Below are 21,436 nucleotides of genomic sequence, written 5' to 3' on the forward strand. Positions count from 1 at the left end.
CGAACAAATGTTCTAGTTGAACCTTGTTCGCCATTCTTACTTATCTGAACTCTCATTTTTTAACTCAGGAGCATCTGTGACATAATCGCTTAATGTTGATTTTCCCTTATTTTGGGCCAAAATACTTGATGGATTACTCTTTTGCGCCTTTTTCAACGCTGCTAGACCAGCAGACTTCTTGTAATTATAATCCTTTTTGTTTACCGCATGGAAGTCTGACCGCGATGTATCAAATCGCAACAAATCACCAGTAATAACATCATCTGAATAGCCAAGCACTTTCGTAGCATAATCGGACATTGTTTTAGCAACTTTTTTGAGTTGCTTATCCGAACTCTCTGTCACCTGCTGGCCTGTTTGGGTGTTGAAATATTGATTATTAAACTTGGTATAAGTTGGCGTGATCCAATCACCATCTCGGAAAACAACCTTGCCTTTATAATCATTCGATAACATATCTTGTCCAAACATGGTCATGCCATCATCTGGCACACCCAATAAGTCCAGCAAAGTTGGCATCATATCAATTTCACCACCATAGGTATGATCAATGCCACCTTTCAAACCTGTTGCATGAATCATAAATGGCACCTTTTGGAAATTAGCTAAATCGTAATTTGTCACCTTATCTTTGCCAAGTAATTGTGCAATTGCTGGCTGATGGTTCTCGGAAATACCATAGTGATCACCATAAAGCACAAACACTGAATTATTGTAGAGACCAACTTTCTTAAGGTATGCCATTAACTCACCAAAGGACTGATCCAAATAATGCGCGGTTTGAACATAACCATCAACCGTGTTATCTCCTGTTTTGGTAGCTGGAAAATCAATATTTTGCTTATCTAGATCGTATGGATAATGATTAGTAACTGTGATTAACTTTGCATAAAATGGTTGTGGTAATTGTTCAATATATTGCGCACTGTCCCTTAAGAATATCTTATCCTTCATACCGTAACCAACATTATAATTTGCTTTGTTGGCGTTAGGGTAATAAGATTTTGAAAAGAAATAATCATAGCCAAATGACTTGTAGGTATTGTCTCGGTTCCAAAAACTAGCAACATCCCCATGGAAAGCAGCCGTCGTATAACCACGTTGCCCCAAAATAGCTGGCAGTGACTCAAACGTATTATTAGTACCATATTTAACCATTGCGGAACCAGTTGCCAAACCAAACAATGAATTCTCTTGCATCATTTCGGCATCAGAAGTTTTACCTTGTCCCACTTGATTATAAAAGTTATCAAAACTCAACGTATTTTGGTCATGATAAAACTTATTCAAATTAGGCGTTACTTCTTGACCGTCAACTTTATAATCAATCAAAAATTGTTGGAATGACTCCAAATGAATCATAAAGACATTTTTGCCTTTTTGCGTGCCATAATATTGAATATTGTCTGGTAATTTTTGCGTTGCAACGAACTTTTTAACTTTTGCCAAATCGGTTGGCTTAGCACGCTTTCGACTTTCTGTCTGATTATAAGTTTGAACGGCATTGAACACAGCGTATTCATTCAACCCAAGATATTTAACAATGTAATTATTATCAAACGAACGCGTCAATAATCCTGAACGATTCGTTGACGCAATACCATAGTCAACAAACATTAAGATCACACCGAAAAGTGTTGTCAAAATGGCAAATTTTTTCTGAACACCCTTTCGATCAATTGTTAACTGCTTAAAGATGACCAGCGCAATCAAAATAATGATATCTATAAAAACTAAATAATCCGTCCAATGAATAATTGCAGCGATAGATTTACCAAGATTATTCCCGGTTGAACTGCCCGACCCTAAAATTCCCATCGATAGAAAGTCAGAAAATTCTCGATAATACAACATGTTTGCAAACAGCCAAGCAGATTGAATTAAATTGAAAATAATCGCCAACCAGTAACTCAATGCGCCACGAAAATAGAGAGCGATACTAATAAAGATAATAGCCGTTGGAATTGGATTTAAAAACAACAAAAATTGCTGCGTTGCGCCTTCCGCACCCAAGTTAAAGTTCATATGATACTCGGCAAACATTTTCAGCCAAACCAACATCACATTCAGAATAAAAAACCAAACGATGGGTGCCGATGTATCCATCGTACGTTTTATTTGTCGCCACCATGTTTTAGGACTAGAAATTAATTTTAATAAACGTTTCATTGTCGTCAACGCACTCCTTGCTAAATTAAGAAAATTGCTTGGTGCTCTCCTAATAAATTAGTTTAAAATCATGTAGCACATCATAAACTTCAATCGCTACGAGATCAATATCATCAAATTGGAATTGTCGCACCTCTCGATGCTCTCGAACTGTCCATATTTGTGTTAACTGGTCATAAGTGACCTGTAACGCTTCAATGCCAAATGCGTCAAAACGACGAATTTGAACAGCATTATCGGTTGAATCAATCATCGCTCGCAGTCGACTTAAGATTTGCTTCAAATCACTTGTATGACGTCCGTCATTGTCCATGTTCTTACCTCACATTTTTTCGTGCTGGTATTATATATGCAATGATACCAGCAAATATGCCAAAATAATACGTAATTAATCGCCAAATTAAAATGACTAGAATCAATGTTGCTGAATTTTTAACGAATGGTGAAAACAATAACTGAAAACTCAATTCCGCGCCGCCAACGCCACCGGGAATAGGAAACAACGAAATCACCATAACAATCATGATGTTCATAGTGACTATCAACCAAGGATTTACCGACGCATAACCAAAGGCACGGATAACAAAATAAGGAATTAAATAAAAAACAATCAACTGCATCATTGTCAGTATTGATGAACCAACTAATGATTGCCAACTACTAATAACTCGTCGTGACTCTTCATGAAAGTTATCAATTTTTTGTTTTGTCGTTGCAATAACACTCTCAAACCGTTGCTTTGACATAATGCGCTTAAATAGTGGAGCTACAAAATCAACTAGACGTAAAGTCAAAGATGGCCAAAACATCACCAAGGCAATGCCCATAATAACAACCGCGTGAATAGCAATCGCAAATGGAATGAAAGTCGCAAAGGTTGGCGCAACTTGTGAATAGATAAATGTATCTGCTGCAACATAACCCACTATAAAGAATAGCACGACAACAACTTGATAGACTAAAAATTTCATCAAAATGACAGACATTGCCCGACCAGATTCAACACCAGCTCTTGCTAAACCATACAATTGTGCTGGTTGTCCACCAGTTGCAAAAGGCGTCACGCCTGTACCCAATAAGTTCAATAAAGGCACTCGTAATAAAGCAAAAAAGGAAGTGTTTTTTCGGTCTGTTTTGTTCAATAGCACTCTTGTTGCCGCGGCTTCAAAGGCAATTGAAACGATCATCATCAAGAGACCACCCACTAACCAACGCCAATCAAGATGTTTCAATGCTTCTTCAAGTTGCTTTCCTCTGCCACGTAATTCCCGCGTTAAAAAATAGATGACACCCGCGGTTAAAACGGTCACAATAATGATTGATAATCTATCGCGTTTTAACATTGTTAAGACTCACTTCCCCAATAAACTCGTGTAAACAGCTTTTAACTGTTGACCAATTTCCGGTAAATTACGAGCTTTTGCTAATTGATACCCCTCATCTCGCAAATCTGCTAATTCACCATTTAAAATTTGTTGCATTTTATATTCAAACTCATCAAAATTGCGGGCTTTGTAACTATTTTTGCCATCTTGTAGCCAATTGTGATAAACCGGAATGTCGCGCACCAATACGTTTTGCTTTGAAGCTAATGCTTCGAGCACAACAATGCCTTCAGTTTCTTCATAGGATGGATATAAAAATAAATCAGCACCTTGAAAGGCACCACGAATCACATCACCAGTAATATAACCTGGAAAAATTAAATTTCGTGGATGATCGCCTTTAATGAGGCGACTAATTTTGCCCGGGACTAATCTCAAATCAGTATAACCAAACCAAATGAACACATATTCAGGGTGACGCTTTGCTAATTCAACAAAATCCAAAATACCTTTTCGCTCAAAAAATAGTCCAACACTCATGACAACTTTCTGTTCATCCGATAGATCAAAGTAATCTCTGAATTGACGGATTTTTTCGTCATCGTGTGCATATTTTTCAAGAGCTATGCCATTTGATATTGGCATAATGGGTTGACTCAGACGATAGCCGCGCAAAAGTTGCTTAGAATAAGGTGTTGGCGTGATGATCGCATCAGCTTTGGAATACAACGAGACAAGATAACGCTTAAACAGAGGCGCAATCATATTAGAGCCAATAAATGAATTACGAAAATCTTCATAGGTAGAGTGACCATGATAAACCACTTTTTTCCCTGACTTATGCGCTTTATTAACCATGTGATGGCTCTCAACACCATAAGTGTTAATGTGCAAAATATCATAATCTGTTGATTTAGGGTCAGTTGTGACAACCACGTCAGTATGTGACAGCGCCTCTTGTTGCAACTTTAAGGCACGACCAATACCAGATTTTGCAATTAACTTTTGATTTTCAAAGTAAAGTAAAACTTTCAATTAATTTCTCCTAAATGGATTGCGTAAGATACGCTTCATATATCCCACCTCTTCATCATTGGGATACTCATCATCGACATCATCAGCATGGTAGTCGGCCAAAATATCTTGATAAAACGCTAAAACACGTTCCGCAAATTTTGTCGCATCAACATCTTTCATTTTGGCTTGACGTACTTGCTCATCTGCCGACGAATTCGGGCGTTCAAGATATTTTTGAACCGCTGCTAACAATTCATCATAATCACTGACTAAGGTTCCAATCGCTTCATTATCAACTAAATTATCCAGATATGGGGAATGAATCGCCACAAAAGGACGATTGGCTGCCATGGCTTCAATAAATGTCAAACCTTGCGTTTCTGTGTCCGATGAACTGACGAATACATCTGCCATTTGGTAATAATCACCAATATCTTCGTGATTAACCATTCCTGTAAAAATAACTTTGTCATCTAATTCAAGCTCCGCAACTTGCTCAAACAAAGATTTTCTAGCCGGTCCATCACCGGCAATGACCAAACGCGCATCCGGCATCACTTGCAGCAACTCCGAAAACATCGAAATCGTCATAGCAACATTTTTTTCAAAAGCCAATCGACCCAAAGACAGAATAATTGGCTGTGTGTCATAAAAATGATAGTTTTGACGTAAATTAATCTGCGTGGCACGGTGTTTTGGTAAGGATACTCCTGTTGGTATGATACGCATTGGCGCTGTAATACCATAACGAATGAGTGTATCTTGCACTAATTTAGAAGGCGCAATGACACCAGCCATACCAATCATATAAGCCTTCATAATGCGACCCACACCATTTGGTCCAATCAGCATACCTTTAGCAAAATAATGCGTGTAATCTTCATACATCGTATGATACGTATGAACAGCCGGAATTTTGAGTTGTCGCGCCACAAATTTACCTAATAAACCGAGTGAAAATTCAGTTTGTGTGTGTACAATATCAAGCTGGACTGACTTAGCTATTTCAACCGCTTGAATTAGGCCACGAAAAGCCAAGCGTCGGTCTTTAAAGCCAAGATATGGCACACTTGAAAAACGATAAATGTGTGGTTCAAATTTATTTTTGGGCACTTTTGGATCCGTCGAAGTAAATATGTATACCTGATGTCCTTGAGCTTCTAATGCCTCTTTTAAAGTTTTGATTGAGGTCGCAACCCCACTGACTTGTGGGAAATACGTGTCCGTAAACAAACCAATGTTCATTGTCTCCTCCAAAAATTAAACGCACGTTAAACGTGCATACGAAACGCAATAGTAATAGTATAACATTTTAAGCGTTTTCCTTCCAATAGCGGCCCGCTTTTTAGCAGTGATTATTATCATTTTTTCTTCTAATGAAAAGCCACTAATTTTTCGAAATTAGTGGCTAAAATTATTTATTCAAATACCATTTGATTATGATACAGTTCGGCGTAAAAACCACCTTCAGCAACTAGTGCTTCGTGGGAACCTTCTTCAATAACTTGACCATCCTTCAAAACCACAATCTTATCTGCACCCAAAATTGTTTTCAAGCGATGTGCAATCACAAAACTGGTCCGTCCAGCAATGACATTATCCATTGCTGCTTGAATTCTTGCTTCTGTAACTGTATCAACGTTTGAGGTCGCTTCATCCAAAATTAAAAATGATGGATTTGTCAAAATTGTTCTTGCGATTGATAATAACTGTTTTTGACCCGTTGAAAATATCGAGTTTTCGTCGTCTACTTTGGTTTGATAAGCATCAGGCAAGGTCATAATAAAATCGTGAATGTTGGCTTGCTTAGCTGCATCAATCATCGCTTCATCACTAGCTTCAGGATCCCCAAATTTAATATTATCAGCAATTGTGCCACTAAATAACACAGAATCTTGTAACACAATGCCAACATGCTCCCGCAACGATTTGAGATCTAGGTCACGGACATCAACACCATCAAATGTAACAGCACCTCCTGTCACATCATAAAAGCGATTTAATAAATTCATCACTGTTGTCTTACCAGAACCAGTTGGTCCAACTAGTGCAACCATTTCACCTTTTTGAACATCAATTGAGACACCGTGCAAGATTTCTTTATTTTCTTGATAGGCAAAATGAATATCTTTTAATGTCACGTTTGATGATACACCAGTCAGTTTTTGACCATTGACTGGTGAGATTTCTTCTACTTGTTCATCAACATCACTCAAACGGCGGGCACCAGTAACAGCCAATTGAAGCATGTTGTAAATCGACGTAATTTGTGTAATCGGTTGATAATATTGCTGTGAATAATTAACGAAGACTACAATCAAGCCTAAGCCCACCGACTTATCCATACCATCATGCACAACCAACCACGAGCCAAAGAATATCACGATTGCCAAGTTAAGCAAAGATAGTCCTTGCATCAAAGGAAACAACATACCTGAGTATACTTGACCCCTAAAAGTTGCTTGTTTGACAGTTTCATTATGTGGGGCAAATCCAGCAATCGACTCCTTTTGCAGGCCTTGCGTAATAATGATTTTTTCACCGTTAATTTGCTCGTTGATGTAACCATTCATTTTACCAGTGGCATCTTGTTGTTGATCAATATAATGACGTGCACGACTAATGACAAACCACGCAACAATAATTGCAACAGGCGTTGAAGCCATCGTCACTAATGCAAGTTTCACATTTTGATTAAACATCATCAAGATAACACCGACAAACAAGGCAAATTGTGACAATAACTGGAAAATAGCTTGGTTCATCGCGTTGAAAATATTATCCAAGTCAGACGTAAACAATGACAAAATTTCACCGTCTCGATGCGTATCAAAATACTTAATTGTCATCCGTTGTAATTTGGCAAACAAACCAATTCGCATACGCCCAGAAGCTTCCGCACTAATACGACTGGAAATAAAACTTGAAATGAACATAGTAATTGCAGTCACAACGAAGAACAACATCATCAAGCCAAGCGCTTTGTAAAACGGCGTCATACTGGCAGTTTGCTGGGTCTGTGGATTCATATATTGACCAACATAATTAGCCAATTCAGTGATTGCTTGACCCATATAAACTGGCGCTTTCACTTCAAAGTAAATAGAAATAACTGTTACAACCGTCACAAAAGATAAACTAAGCCAATAGCGTTTAAGATATTTTGCGAAATAGACAATCGCGCGTTTAATATCAGTCATGCGTTCGCTCCTTTCGCTTTCTGTGTCTCGTAGATTTCAGTATAAATAGGAGATGTTTGCAATAATTCTTGATGTGACCCAATACCAACAAGTTGCCCTTCATCAAGCACCAAAATCCGATCTGCGTGTAATACGGAGCTAATTTTTTCAGCAATCACAAAAGTTGTGGTACCTTTCAAATCACGGTCAAGCGCTTCTTGCACTAGTTTTTCAGATCGCGCATCCAAGGCGGATGTTGAATCATCTAGAATCAAAATTTTAGGATTTCCGACCACGCCACGCGCAATTGAGAGTCGTTGTTTTTGACCACCGGAGAAATTGGCTGAACGTTCTTCAACCTCGTGTTCAAAGTTATCATCGTAACGGTTAACGAACTCCGCAGCTTGTGCAATTTCAGCAGCTTTTTGTAATTCTGTTTCGCTTGCGCCCTGATTACCTTGTCTTAAATTACCAGCGATTGTACCACTAAATAAGATAGCGCGTTGCAGTACGTACGAAACAGCACGGCGCAGTGATTTTTCATTCACGTGCTTCAAATTCACACCACCAACGGTCACTTCACCTACTGATGGATCATACAAACGAGCAATCAATTGTGCTAAAGTTGTTTTTCCAGAACCAGTTGCACCAACGATACCAATCATTTCACCAGACTTAACATCAAACGAAATATTTTCTAAGGCAGGTTTTTGATCACCGGGATAAGTAAAGGCAACATTTTTGAATGAGACATCCCCGCTCAAGTCAAGCTCTTCCGCATTAGCATCGTAGGTCAAATCAGGTTCAGTATCGAGCACTTCTTTGATACGCGCTAACGAGACAAATCCACGCGAAGCAAATGTTGACATCATGCCACCAATCATAATGGCAAAGAAAATCTGCATGAGATATGAAATAAATGATGTAATTGCAGCTAAATCACTTGGATGCTGGATAATGCCGCGACCAACAAATAACACAGCAGCACCAATAGCCACATAAGAAATTAACATAAACATGGGAATCATTGTTGAAAATAAATACCCAATCGTCGTGTTAACATGTGTTAATTCATCAGAATTTTCAGTAAAACGCGTTGTTTCATTTTGCTCTTGATTAAACGATTTTACTACTCGAACGCCCTGCAGGTTTTCTTTAGCCAATGTATTCGTTTTGTCAATCAACTTTTGAATACGTGTAAAAAATTTACCCATCTGCTTGAACACAATTTGTGATGATAGCGCAATCAAGATGACCATCAACACCACAATCCACCACAAACGTGGTAACGTCATCAGCGCAAGGATGAAAGCCCCAACAAACAAAATAGGAATACGCGTCAATGATTGTAAAAACATCATGACAAGTTGTTGCACTTGGTTGACATCATTAGTCATCCGAACAACCAAGTTTCCTGCTGAGAATTTTTCGATATTACCAAATGAAAACGATTGAATTTTTTTGTATTCGTTTGCTCGAACGTCCGCTGCAATTGATTGTGAGACTTTTGCGGCGAAAATCGTATTGATAACACCAGCAACTAATCCAATCACTGCTAGTACCAATAATTGAATACCATATTGCATCACTTGACTTTGATTATCTGCAATAATTGCCTTCATGATATTCTGCAATAGTCGCGGTTGCCATAGCGACGCACCTGCCATGACAATCACCGCCAATATTGAAAACGTAATATCACGCCAATATGGTTTCGCATGTTCTTTTAAAATTTGCATGTCATTCCCTCTTTCAACACACTGTAATTGACAGCGCACAATTTTTAAAGCTTTTGAACAGTGAGTTTAGTATAAAATAAATTACTTTGTCTGTCAATATAATATTTCCCACTATCAGCAAAAAAACTGCTTCCCTCAGGAAACAGTTCTTAGCAATTAATTCAAATATAGTTTAGTTCTGAGTCAAATTATCACTGCTCATAACAGTTTGACCATTTTCAACGATTTCAAAAGTTTTGTTGGCCGCATCGGCTGTTAATACAGCTTTGTTTTGACCGCTTTCATCTTGACGTGTCACCACAATTGTTGTATCAGTTGGCGTGTCGACTGTGATTGAGCCAGCCAAATCAAATGCAGGGCTTTCATTACGCCATGACAATAGCTTCAATAAGTTAGCAACAACTGGTCGCTTAACTTCTGACTTAACTTCTTCACGTGTATAGTAATGACGGTTAATATTACGACCTTCTTTAGTTGACTCCAAAAGCGCGATATCATTTTCACCTGCCAACAAACCAACGTAATAAATTTGTGGAATTCCAGGCGCAAAGACTTGGAAGACACGACTCAACAAGTAGGCTGCATCATCATTCCCTAATGCTGAATAATAAGTTGAGTTAATTTGGTAAATATCAAGGTTGTTATATGAAGCAGATGAATATGTCTTTTTGACATTCGCGCCAACCTTGTAAAGTTGTTCAGAAGCGTAGTCAATCTCATCATCAGTTAGAATATCACGGGCATCAACGACACCAATACCATCATGCGTGTCCAATGTTGTGAATTGCTTCATTGGTGACATCTTCAACCACTTTGCCAATTGATTTGTCTTACCTGAATACAATGTGTAAAGCGTTGTCATTGGTAATGCAAAGTCATAGGTGAAGTAACCATGATCATTGATCTTTTTAGGGATTGAGTAATGTTCATGAATTTCTGGCAAAATTTCAGCCTTTAATGGTGTCAAAATTTCACGTACTTCATTCAAAGTGTCCCAAATTTCTGGTTCAACGAAGAAGTCATTGGTGTCAACTTTTTTAACTGCATACGCAAAGGCATCCAAACGAATCAAGTTAGCACCATGTTTTACCATGTCTTCAAGGGTTGTCTTAATAAACTCTTTGGCAATCGCTGAATTAACATCAATATCAATTTGTTCTTCACCAAAAGTATTCCACAAGTTTTCTGTTGTGCCATCATCAAATGTGATTTCTTGTGTTGGTGCCTTATCTTTACGCTTGTAAATTAAGTCAACATCGGCTTGTGTTGGACGGTTTTCGCCGGCCTTTGCCCAGAACTTTTCCCAACGAATAAAGAAATCTTTATACTTTGAATCGTCATGGTTCTTCTTAAAATCTTGATACATCACTGATTCACGAGAAATATGGTTAATCATGAAGTCAAACATCAAATAGTATTCTTCACCCAATGCTTCGACATCTGCCCAATCACCAAATGCGGCATCAACACGAGTATAATCGGCTGGCGCAAAACCGCGATCACCTGTTGAAGGGAAGAAAGGCAACAAATGAACCCCACCAATCGCATCTCCAATATCTTCTTTCAAGACTTGATGAACATCTTTTAAGTTTTTTCCCAACGAATCAGCATAAGTGATCAACATTGCTTTGTTTTGAATTTCCATTATTATTTCTCCTGTTTTCTGCTAGTAATAACTGTAACGATTGCGATAATGAGCAGTACTAATCCCAAATAAGGAATTGTAGCATACGCTGATGCGGCAGCACTGCCACCACCGTGACCAATCAAGCTGGCAAAAGTCGCCACAAACATTGGTTCAACGAAGACCCCAACATTAAACCCAATCAAAATGATTGAAGTAATCAACGATTGACGCGCAACTGGTCCCAATTTTGGTAATTGATTAAAAATGAATGGTGAAATTAATTGTAGTGGGAAACCAATCAGTAGTACCCCTGCAATCAACATGATGAAATTGCCATGTGAAAAGGCCACTAAGAAGTTAGAGACTGCCATCAATACCAAACCAATTTGCAGTGTGAAGCGACCAAAAGTCGCCACAAACCAGCCATAAGTTACGCCACCAACTGTTGCAGCAATTAGCATCGCTGATAAGATTGGGGATGTATTATACCCTTCACCTTTTAATTCAGTTGCCATAAAAGGGAAGCTCAATTGGATGGCCATGTAATCAATCACTAAAAATGCAGCAAATAGTGTAAAGACAAGCACTAAGGGACTAATTCGCGTTATTTTTTCAACTGTTGTCTTTTCAGATTTTGACGATTGTAACGGCGTCATCTCTGAGGTATCAGGCACGCGTTTGATGAATAAGAATAAGATTGGAAAGGCAATCAAATAGACCAAAAATGTTGCGCGCCATCCAAACGCCAGTAACAAGCCGGCTAGCAAAGTCAAAACGGCTTGCCCCACTTGTTCAGCAGCTGCGCGATATCCTAGCATCGCCGCACGTGTTTTACCATTGTACATCACTGCAATCATAGAAACTGCCAATGAATTAAAAATACCTAACCCAGCACCCAGTATTGTCCGTGATGCTAATATGATCACGTATGAGTCAGTGAACATTGGCACAATACCAGCTAACCCTACTAACGTCACACCTAAAATGATAGTGTTCTTGTCACCTAGCTTTGCAGCTATAAAGCTGCTCAATAGGACAAAAACTGTCACCGTAATGGATGGTGTTGTTGCCAAAACCTGCGCCTCTGTCGATGAAATGTGCAATGCCTCAGTCATTTGTGGCAATGCCCCGTTAATAGCATACGCACTTGTCAAGACAAATGAAATGCCCAAAAACGCAATCTTAGTGAGCAGGCTATCTTGTTTAACCATGTTATCTCCTTCAATTATGATAATCACTTACCATAATATTGTAACCGGTTCCACTCTAAAATGTCAATCGTTTATCAAATTTTTGTGAAGAAAATAACAATGATGTTTTCAGAAACAATTGTGAAAACATCATGGCTAAAAGGTTTATTTTATTTGCTAGTAAAAGTAAAGAATTTTTAAATACATCTATTTTTAGATGAAATTAGTTTCCAAATCATTAAAATGAGTCACTCTCAAACCACTGTCATCCAAATCAAACACGGCAACAGCACCATTACGAGGACGCTGGGCGTCATTAAGATGAGCATAGTGTTGCGCCAAGTTACCGATCAGTTGTCCATGAGTCACAATTAGAATATTATCGTTGGGTTGATGCTTGGCTTTCAAGTGGTCCAATGCCCCCGACATACGTTGCCAAAAATCAGCGGCAGTTTCGCCAATATGTTGCGGATCTACTTCATGAATTTTGTTCATGATAGCCGTCATATCATGTATTGACTCAGCAATCGCATCAGGCGTTTTTTCGCTAACATCGAATGCATCAGCGACAGCACCCCACATAATATCGTTGCTACCACCTTCAAAGCTCCCGAAAAAATATTCACGCCATTCAGGCATAAACTTCAACTGTGGCGTGGGATTATTGTTTTCAGCCAAGACAAACTCAGCCGTGTGGATAGCACGCGACGTATCTGAAGAATAAGCAGCATTGAATTTGACATTTTTTAGTCGTTGACCAGCCATTTTCCCATCTTCTTCACCTTTTTTAGTAAGTGGTGTATCAGCCCACCCTTGTACTTTGTTGAGTTGATTAAAGATGGTTTGCCCGTGACGTACAACATATAATTTCATTATATTTGCCTTTCTAAATGGTAAATTTTACTGTGTTGGCTTATTAACTTTCGCAGCGAAATCAGGTAGTAGACTTTTCGCTAGATCATATAACAATGCTTTGTGGATGAAAGTTTCGTGGAAAATGTCTGGTAAAATTTCAGTGGCTAAATACTTAACACTCGCCATCGATTGATACTCAGAAAGTGCTTCTAAACTGCTTTGGAAAATTGAAACATAGACTGGTTCTGGATTAAACTTTTCAAGTTCGCCATACGCTTCATACATCAGGTCAATTTTATCTGCAATGGACAAAATTTGTCCTTCAATGCTGTCGTCTTTACCTTCACCAAGCCTTCGTGTGTAGGCCGCTTGAAATTGTGTTGGGATTTCTGTTTTGATAAAATTTTCGGTCATTGAATCTTCTACGTCAGCTAACATCGACCGTAAGGTTGAGGTCGCATATTTCACGGGTGTTTTGATATCACCGATAAATCGTTCTGTGTAATCATGATTCAAGGCTTTTTCATAAACCGATTGCCAATTAATTTTGGCACCATTTTGTTCCTCAACATCCGCTAAAAACTGCGCGATTTGCGTCACTTTCCAAGAGTGCGCCGCTACGTTGTGGGGTTGATATTTGAAAAATCCCGGCGCGCGATTAATGAGCTCTAGTTGTGTCATGCCCATAAAATATTCATGCATTGGCATTGTTTAATTGCCCTCCTCATCCAAATTGTCTTTAGTATAACGCAAATCTATTTCTGGTGCATGAGCCACTCCCTTATTATCAACCTTCAGTAGTCCAATCATCACAGCAATAATGCTGCTTTTTCTCGAATAGGCAATGTACATTGCCTGCCACTTAGGAGAAAATTTATTTTTGTAGTGATGTAAGCCTTCAAAGGAATAAACTTTGGATCCGAATTGATAGACTAAGTTAGCTAATCGCTCGCGTCCAAAGCTTTGCCGATGAAGTCCAACATTGGCTAAGGGTGACATGCCTAAATTAAAAGTTTCATAGTTTTGCGACTTTGCATACTTGAAGACATTAACAAAGAGAACATCCATCACCCCATTAGGTGCTGAGGCGGTGAAGCGCATTAAGTCAACTGCCATCTGCTTTTCTGTGTGTGAAACCACCAATGAAGCAAACGCCTCAATGCGATCATCTTTTTCCAAAATGGCCACCTCGCCACGTTGCAAATAATTAGGGTCAAAAAAACCTAATGAGTAACCTTTTTCATCGCGACCAGCTAACCATTCATCACTAATTGCCTGCATTTGCGCAATGACGTCTGGACTGAATGGTGGTGTCAAAACTTTGAATTCAAAGCCAGCGCGACCAGCTTGATTCATTTCTGAACGAATATTCTGCATTTTTTTACCAGCCGTTGAAAAATCAGCAAGATTAACATGCGCCTCTTCACCTAGTTTGAAAAAGTCATAACCAAACTCATGAGCTAGCATCGCTACACGCTCACTGACCTCATAAAATACAGGTACGTAGCCGAGTCGATCAGCCGCCTCAACAAAATCTTGCATGGCTTCAGCAAAATAACGTGATTCCCCAAATGGATCACCCATCACCATAGCCTTATTATTGACTAATCTAAACTGTAAACCAACAACATCATGTTCCTCAACTTGATAAAAATAAAGTCGTTTATCGCCCAAAAAAATCAAGCTGGTATAATGGTTGTCACCAATTGATAAGATATCTTGTACACGCTTTTCATCAAATTCAGTGCCTAATGGCCGTTGTTTGGCATGCAAAAATTGTGCTAACAGCCAAACAGAAATCGCGACAATCGCTATCGTAATGGCTCCTAGCCACCACCAATGAATAGATGGTAAATGACCAACATGTGTGAAGTGACGATGAATACTTGGCACATGTATGAAGCCTAACATTAAGTAACCAGCAATCAGGGCGCCCCATATCACACCATCAATGGTTTGTTCTTCCCAAGCGTGTATAAACTGTGAGCGGTATAATGTTTTTTTGCTAAAAATAACTGCCATTAATACTAAGCCAATCAAAATCAGTGGCAATAGATGGCGATAGAAAAATAGCACATATACGACTGTCAGACTTAAAACAATAATAGTTGATTGATAAGCACGCGCTACACGATTAGCCACACCACGTGCGTTCATCAAAATTAAGAATCCTAATAGAATACTAGGCAATTGATTAGCCAATGCATAAGTAATCGGCCACAATCTAAGTTGGTTAAATAATGGTATTCGCTCAACGATTTGAGGCATCGTACCAGATAACACCAGTAAAATACCAGATAAATAAAGCGCGATCGTCACCAAACGATGTACCACGGCTTGCGCAACATAATGTGGCACGCCACGAAAATTATGATTAATTTGTTTTGATAGCCGGAAAAATAGCAAACCCAGCGCACTCAATAATGGTACTAAATTAAAGGTCACACGATACAAAATGAGCCAAATGACACCGTCAACACGAGATATACCAAACAAACTAATCAGCAATAAAACCGCCACTTCAAACGCGCCCCAAGTACCCGGCGCCATTGAAATCAGGGCAATTGTGCTAGCAATAACGAAGACAATTAAAATATTTAACCAGCTTAATTTAACATTAATGATAATGCCGATGATTAAAAACAAAATCATTTGCGCACTAACAGTAACCACAGCATTTAACATTAATTTGCCAGCAACTGGCCAAGTCAGTCCATCCCAAGCTTTCAAACGTGAACTCAATGATACTGCCAAAGCGGTAATCCCAACAATGATTAATATGGCCAACCAACCGATTTCATCGGAAAAATAGTGACTATGCCAAACTAACAAATCAAATAAAACTAATACTGCCGATAACAGTAAACCAGTTTGTCCCAAAAAATACATTTGTAAGAAGGGTTTCACGCCATTCTTACGCGCTTGGTCACTATAAAAAATGCGCCGTAACAACACGCTCAAGACACCAAAAAAACCAACGTTAAGGTTAATCACATTAATGAGCCATGAACGTTGTAATAACTCGCTATTACTCAGCTGATACCCCTGCCAGCGACTTAATATTTGGTCATTATATAAAGTTGGCAGCACCGCCAACAAACCCAGCAAAATCAAGATAGCAGCTTGCCAGCATGCCACGTCGTTAATACTTGACCAAATTGCCTGCCAGGTAATTTCACGTGTCATAAGGATTAGTTGTGTCACCAAAATCAAGGTAATGGTTGGAATAACCAATCGTAATAATAAGTGTTTAAATTTTTGCATCATTTCCCCCTATTAAAAATGGTGCCACCAATTGCGCAAACTTGCGCGGGTTGGTGTAAGTAACAAAATGCCCATGTCCCTTTAAAATCATGACTTGCGCATGTGGCATTATTTCAGCAATATGCTCGATATGGCGCCGCTTGACTAAATCAAACTCACCGATGACTAGCAAAGTAGGAATGATTAAATCTGACAATTGCTGGCAAGTAATATTGAGCGGTTCGCTCATTACATGCAATTGCTCATGGCGCCGCTTAGCATAAGCACTGAAAGGTGCCATTGCCGCAGTCGCGACTTGTGCAACATTATCTCCCCACCAAAGAATTTTGTAGACGCCTTCTGAAGTCAAATTAGGCGCATTAAGTACCAAACGCGACACATGTTGCGGATATTTTATGGCATATTTCATAGCGATGTTGGCACCATCACTGTAACCCAAAATGACGACTTGATCAACGTGTAACGTCATACGAATTTGTTCAATGTCACTAATTAAATCAGTAATCTTAATATCCGTTTGTGTATTATTAGAACGACCATGCCCTCTTGAATCAATCGCAATGACATGTAAGTGTGCGGCATAGGTTGGCAATTGTCGCTTAAAATGACGCGCAGAACTACCGTTACCATGCAACAACAAAACAGTTGTTAGTGTGTCATCGCCATATTCATCATAAACAATTTTTGTACCATCCGACATGGTTAATGCATGTGTTTTCATATTTTCTCCAAAATAAAAGGAAGCTTTCGCTCCCTTTTATTATACCGTTAAGAAAATTTACTTGCTATCTGATGGCTTGTCAGTATCGTCAGTAATCTTTTCTGTTTCTTCAACTGTTTCGGCTGGCTTCAAGTCATCAACTGTTGGCTTGTCTGCCACAGGCGCAACAGGGTTCTTGATCGTACGAATTGCTGATAATTCAAATGTCAAAATAACGCCTTCAGCGTCTAAATCAACAGTTTTTGCAGCGTTGTCGACGCTGTCAACAACGGCATGTAAGCCACCAATTGTGACAACTTCACTACCTTTTTGCAAACTATTTTGCATAGTTTGTTGTTGTTCACGTTGCTTTTTTTGTTGACGTGACATAAACCAAAACATTGCCACAATAATTATCAATGGCAAAATCAAATTCCAAGACATGTTATATCCTACTTTCTTCATTCTGTGAGCATATTTTGTCTAAAACCCACAATTTCACTAGTATCTCTATTGTACCAAATTTAAAAAAGACGTGCATTTGGTTTGTTGTAACCGTATTCTTCCATGACTGTCTCACGGAAAGCCAATAACTCATCGTTTTCAATCGCTGTGCGCATATCTTCCATGAATTGTAGCAGAAAGCGCAAATTGTGCTCTGAAGCTAATTGCGCTCCCAATAACTCATTGGCATTAAACAAGTGATGCAAGTATGAGCGTGTCAGATTTTGGAATGGGTTGTAGTCTGGCAAATCATATTGTGCTAAGTTGCCAAATTGATCACGGCGAATTGGATTAGGTGAGTAATAGCTCAAATCTGGATCCAATGGCGTGAAATCATTTTTGTACTTTGAATTTTTGATGACGACACGACCAAAGCGTGTCATTAAGGTACCTTTACGGCCAATTCGAGTGGGCAAGACCGAGTCAAACATATCAACTCCACGAATAACGCCGTCAATCAATGAATCAGGTGCTGCCACGCCCATAAGATAGCGCGGCTTGTCTTCTGGCAACAGTGGCATAGTGAAATCAAGCACGCGGTTCATTTCTTTTTTAGATTCACCAACTGATAAGCCGCCGACTGCATAACCGGGCAAGTCCATGCCAACTAAGCCATTAGCAGACTCCGTACGTAATGCTTTAAAACCAGCGCCCTGTACAATACCAAACAGAGCTTGAGTGTCAGGATTTTTGTGAGCAACTTGCGCGCGTTCGGCCCAGCGTAATGACCGTTGCATTGATTCCTTGATGTATTCATAAGTCTCAAAATACGGAATGGCTTCGTCCAGTTGCATCATAACATCTGAACCCAAATTATTCTGAATTCTCATTGCCACTTCAGGTGATAGAAACATCTTGTCACCATTGACGTGGTTTTGGAAAGTGACGCCTTCTTCTTTGAGCTTACGAGCGTCAGCCAGTGAGAAGACTTGGAAGCCACCTGAATCAGTCAAAATGGCTTGGTCCCAACCCATATATTTGTGTAAACCACCAGCTTGCGCGATTAGCTCATCCCCAGGACGAACCCATAAGTGATAAGTATTGCTCAAAATAAATTGGGCCCCAATATCCTTTAATTCACGCGTGCCAACGCCTTTGACGGCTCCTTGTGTACCAACTGGCATGAACATTGGCGTCTCAAATGTGCCGTGCGGCGTGTGAATGCGGCCTCGTCTTGCGCCAGTGTACTTCTCGGTATGCAGATGCTCATACCACACTGCCGGATGTTCTGATTTTGCCATGTTATTTCTCCATATTTAGCAAGTTAACTTGCTAGAAATCAATCTTTTCAGTTAATTAGTTACTTTACTATTGTACGTGAAAAATCCGAACATTGTCAAACTAAGCTCATTTTAGGCTTTAAAAAAAAACGACGAAATCGTCATTTTTTCCTACCTAGACCACACAAAATATCTTGTGGTAAGCATGTCCCCGTTTTGCTGTTTCACTACTAGCAATAAGTTGGGATTGTGCAGACATTTTATACCTATATCTTAACACAACCGCCATTGCTTTCAGAATGGCCTATAATCTAGGTGTTTTTAGCTTTTAAAACGCCTATGAGCCAAATTCCTCCCATGTAGATGTGAATTTCATTCACATAATTATTATCTCTAAAAGTTGTGAAGCTTTGCGGAAGAACTAATGAACTGACTGTGAACAAAACAGCGAGATTATGACTTTTTTGAACCTATTACTACAATCTATATATCCTCTCAAGCGCCTTGACCATAACGTATATCGTCGTGTTTTTTTTTTTTTGATTTTGAATTAAAATTTTGAGAATGAAATAAAGTTGTTTCCTGTTAGAATGTCTGATGAACGAATGAATAACAGAAGGAGAGAAAGCATGTTCAAAAAATTTACCACGCTGTTTAGTTTAGTGGTCATGATGAGCACTTTTGCTGCAACCCCAATAGCTGCAGCCGCACAAAGTGCGACAACTGAAACACCAGTTGCCCAATCAAGCACCACAAACAATAACAGCACTGATGTTGCCAAACAACAAGAAACAACAAAGGCAACAATACTTCCAGTCAACGCTGAGAAGTCATCAAGCTTACCAACCACACAGAATCAAAAAGCTGACAACCAATTAGCCAATGCACAAGCGCAATCTCGTGCACCTGCCTTGAAAGCAGCAACTGACTGGGGTGACCAGTTCGTAACGCACGCCGAAATGCAGGATGAGAATGGTAATCCCAAAACAAATTTTGGGATTTATGACAATATGCAAGCCCATTGGGATCTCAGTATTCCGGCCGGCACAGCCATCAAGGCTGGTGACACAATGACAATTAACGTACCAACAGTATTGACGTTGTCAACTAATGTCACATTTGACATTACTGATGCAGGTGGTAACGTGATTGGTCACGCAGTCGCTGACCACACCACAGGCAAAGTTACAATCACGTTAACTAATTATGCCGAACAGTCAGCCGCTAATGGCATCACTGCTCACTTCAATCTTTGGGTTCACTGGGATATGTCAAAAGTTGACACAGATACAACCGTGCCAGTCGACTGGGGTAACAGTGGTTCCACTGACATTGATATTGACCCCGGTAATATCAAGCCATCCCCAGACGAAGAATTAAATAAATGGGGTTGGTATGACGGAAATGACCCGTCACTCATCCACTGGCGTGTTCGTGTTAACTATGCCAAGACCGACATTCAAAATGCCGTTTACACTGATTTTGTCGGACAAAAGCAGACACTGGTGGCAGGCTCAGTAAGCGCTTATCACATTCAATTCACCGATGCGAGTGAACAAAATTTTGTTATCACGAGTATGGTACCAACTTCAGATGTCCATGAAGACAGCAGTACACAATTCCATGTTGACCTTAATCATTTAACAGATACTGTTTACATTGATTACACAACAAAGAGTACCGATAATGGTCAATCTGAAAAGTACGAAAATGCCGGTGAATTAAGCGGAGATAATATTCAAAAGCAAACTGTCGACGTTTATTCACCAACTAACGGCGGTGGTGGCGGTGGTGAAACCACGCAAACAGTTAATGGTACAAAAACTTGGCAAGATGACAATGATGCTGAAGGTCTAAGGCCTGAAGCCATTACCATCGACCTCTTCCAAAATGGCAAGAAAATTAATTCCCAATTAGTCACAGCAAAGACAAACTGGCAATATTCATTCACTAATTTGCCAAAATATGATGCTAAAGGTGATGCCTATACTTATACTGTCAAAGAAGAAGCAGTTGATCACTATACTTCAACACAGGACGGTAATAATTTTACCAACACGTTGTCTGATATCACCACAATTTCTGGGACGAAAACTTGGGACGACAGCAACAATCAAGCTGGTCTGCGTCCTGAAAATATCAAAGTTAACTTGCTAGTAGGTGATAAGATTATCCAAACAAAAACGGTTAGCGCCGCAGACAAGTGGGCATACAAGTTCACTAATTTGCCAAAGTACGACGAAAACGGTAAAAAAATTGTCTATCACATCACTGAAGACAAGGTATCAGGCTATAAAACTGAAGTATCAGGTTATAATCTGATCAATCATTTGACGCCAACGCCTGAACCAATCGATCCAGTGACACCTGTTAATCCAACACCGATAGACCCAAGTTCACCAGTCACACCAAGTGCACCAACCGCACCAGATTCAACCACAACTAGCACTTTAGAAACTGCTACTCAAAAGCAGAACTTACCAAATACTAGCGCAGAAGCTAAAACGACAGTACCTCTAGTATGCTTAGCATTGGTAATGACTGCTATTACTCTGATATGGTATCAAAAGTATCGCAACTGACAACAAAGCTCATCAAAATAGTTGATGAGTTTTTTGTTGCATGATTCGCCAATCGTAATATAATG

16 protein-coding genes are annotated in these 21,436 nt (G+C 39.4%); 1 reads left to right on the plus strand and 15 read right to left on the minus strand.

Annotated elements, in window-relative coordinates; all coding sequences use genetic code 11:
• Nucleotides 1-36: 36 nt before the first annotated feature.
• The 15 genes from IAE53_RS09050 to tgt all read right to left on the minus strand — a co-directional run bounded on the left by IAE53_RS09050 (nucleotide 37) and on the right by tgt (nucleotide 18,810).
• Nucleotides 37-2,169, minus strand: coding sequence for an LTA synthase family protein (locus tag IAE53_RS09050; protein ID WP_200136329.1), 2,133 nt, complete (start codon nucleotides 2,167-2,169; stop codon nucleotides 37-39).
• A 49-nt stretch (nucleotides 2,170-2,218) separates the two neighbouring features.
• Entirely contained in the window at nucleotides 2,219-2,482 is a 264-nt protein-coding gene (locus IAE53_RS09055) for a YkuJ family protein (RefSeq protein ID WP_010279928.1), read from the minus strand.
• Between the two features lie 4 nt (nucleotides 2,483-2,486).
• A complete protein-coding gene (locus tag IAE53_RS09060; RefSeq protein ID WP_188353169.1) occupies nucleotides 2,487-3,512 on the minus strand; it encodes a lysylphosphatidylglycerol synthase transmembrane domain-containing protein in 1,026 nt (341 codons plus the stop codon).
• Nucleotides 3,513-3,521: 9 nt separating this feature from the next.
• Nucleotides 3,522-4,529 (minus strand): glycosyltransferase family 4 protein, encoded by a 1,008-nt coding sequence (locus tag IAE53_RS09065; protein ID WP_188353170.1) that lies wholly within the window; start codon nucleotides 4,527-4,529, stop codon nucleotides 3,522-3,524.
• On the minus strand, nucleotides 4,530-5,756 hold the full coding sequence (locus tag IAE53_RS09070) for a glycosyltransferase family 4 protein (RefSeq protein ID WP_148423590.1): 1,227 nt from the start codon (nucleotides 5,754-5,756) through the stop codon (nucleotides 4,530-4,532).
• Nucleotides 5,757-5,929: 173 nt separating this feature from the next.
• The gene (locus IAE53_RS09075; protein WP_010279942.1) at nucleotides 5,930-7,711 is read right to left on the minus strand and encodes an ABC transporter ATP-binding protein; all 1,782 of its coding nucleotides are present in this window, start codon (nucleotides 7,709-7,711) and stop codon (nucleotides 5,930-5,932) included.
• Complete coding sequence (locus IAE53_RS09080) at nucleotides 7,708-9,429, minus strand: ABC transporter ATP-binding protein (protein ID WP_188353171.1); 1,722 nt, start codon at nucleotides 9,427-9,429, stop codon at nucleotides 7,708-7,710. The genes IAE53_RS09075 and IAE53_RS09080 overlap by 4 nt, the downstream gene beginning before the upstream one ends.
• A gap of 172 nt (nucleotides 9,430-9,601) precedes the next feature.
• The gene (gene gtfA / locus IAE53_RS09085; RefSeq protein WP_188353172.1) at nucleotides 9,602-11,074 is read right to left on the minus strand and encodes a sucrose phosphorylase; all 1,473 of its coding nucleotides are present in this window, start codon (nucleotides 11,072-11,074) and stop codon (nucleotides 9,602-9,604) included.
• Nucleotides 11,075-11,076: 2 nt separating this feature from the next.
• On the minus strand, nucleotides 11,077-12,267 hold the full coding sequence (locus IAE53_RS09090) for an MFS transporter (RefSeq protein WP_010279955.1): 1,191 nt from the start codon (nucleotides 12,265-12,267) through the stop codon (nucleotides 11,077-11,079).
• 192 nt (nucleotides 12,268-12,459) lie between these two features.
• Entirely contained in the window at nucleotides 12,460-13,119 is a 660-nt protein-coding gene (locus tag IAE53_RS09095) for a histidine phosphatase family protein (RefSeq protein WP_188353173.1), read from the minus strand.
• 27 nt (nucleotides 13,120-13,146) lie between these two features.
• Entirely contained in the window at nucleotides 13,147-13,809 is a 663-nt protein-coding gene (locus IAE53_RS09100; protein WP_010279964.1) for a YfbR-like 5'-deoxynucleotidase, read from the minus strand.
• A gap of 3 nt (nucleotides 13,810-13,812) precedes the next feature.
• The gene (gene mprF / locus IAE53_RS09105) at nucleotides 13,813-16,365 is read right to left on the minus strand and encodes a bifunctional lysylphosphatidylglycerol flippase/synthetase MprF (protein WP_200136328.1); all 2,553 of its coding nucleotides are present in this window, start codon (nucleotides 16,363-16,365) and stop codon (nucleotides 13,813-13,815) included.
• Complete coding sequence (locus IAE53_RS09110) at nucleotides 16,352-17,086, minus strand: alpha/beta fold hydrolase (RefSeq protein WP_188353176.1); 735 nt, start codon at nucleotides 17,084-17,086, stop codon at nucleotides 16,352-16,354. The genes mprF and IAE53_RS09110 overlap by 14 nt, the downstream gene beginning before the upstream one ends.
• A 57-nt stretch (nucleotides 17,087-17,143) precedes the next feature.
• Nucleotides 17,144-17,509 carry a preprotein translocase subunit YajC gene (gene yajC, locus IAE53_RS09115; protein WP_188353177.1) on the minus strand — a complete coding sequence of 122 codons (366 nt, stop codon included), beginning with the start codon at nucleotides 17,507-17,509 and terminating at the stop codon, nucleotides 17,144-17,146.
• An 80-nt stretch (nucleotides 17,510-17,589) separates the two neighbouring features.
• Nucleotides 17,590-18,810 carry a tRNA guanosine(34) transglycosylase Tgt gene (gene tgt, locus IAE53_RS09120; RefSeq protein WP_010279975.1) on the minus strand — a complete coding sequence of 407 codons (1,221 nt, stop codon included), beginning with the start codon at nucleotides 18,808-18,810 and terminating at the stop codon, nucleotides 17,590-17,592.
• Nucleotides 18,811-19,418: 608 nt separating this feature from the next.
• On the opposite strand from tgt, the gene IAE53_RS09125 reads away from it, so the two are divergent.
• A complete protein-coding gene (locus tag IAE53_RS09125; protein WP_188353179.1) occupies nucleotides 19,419-21,371 on the plus strand; it encodes a Cna B-type domain-containing protein in 1,953 nt (650 codons plus the stop codon).
• Nucleotides 21,372-21,436 lie beyond the last annotated feature (65 nt).

This window comes from Leuconostoc sp. S50 (assembly GCF_016624925.1).
Taxonomy (GTDB): Bacteria; Bacillota; Bacilli; order Lactobacillales; family Lactobacillaceae; genus Leuconostoc; species Leuconostoc pseudomesenteroides.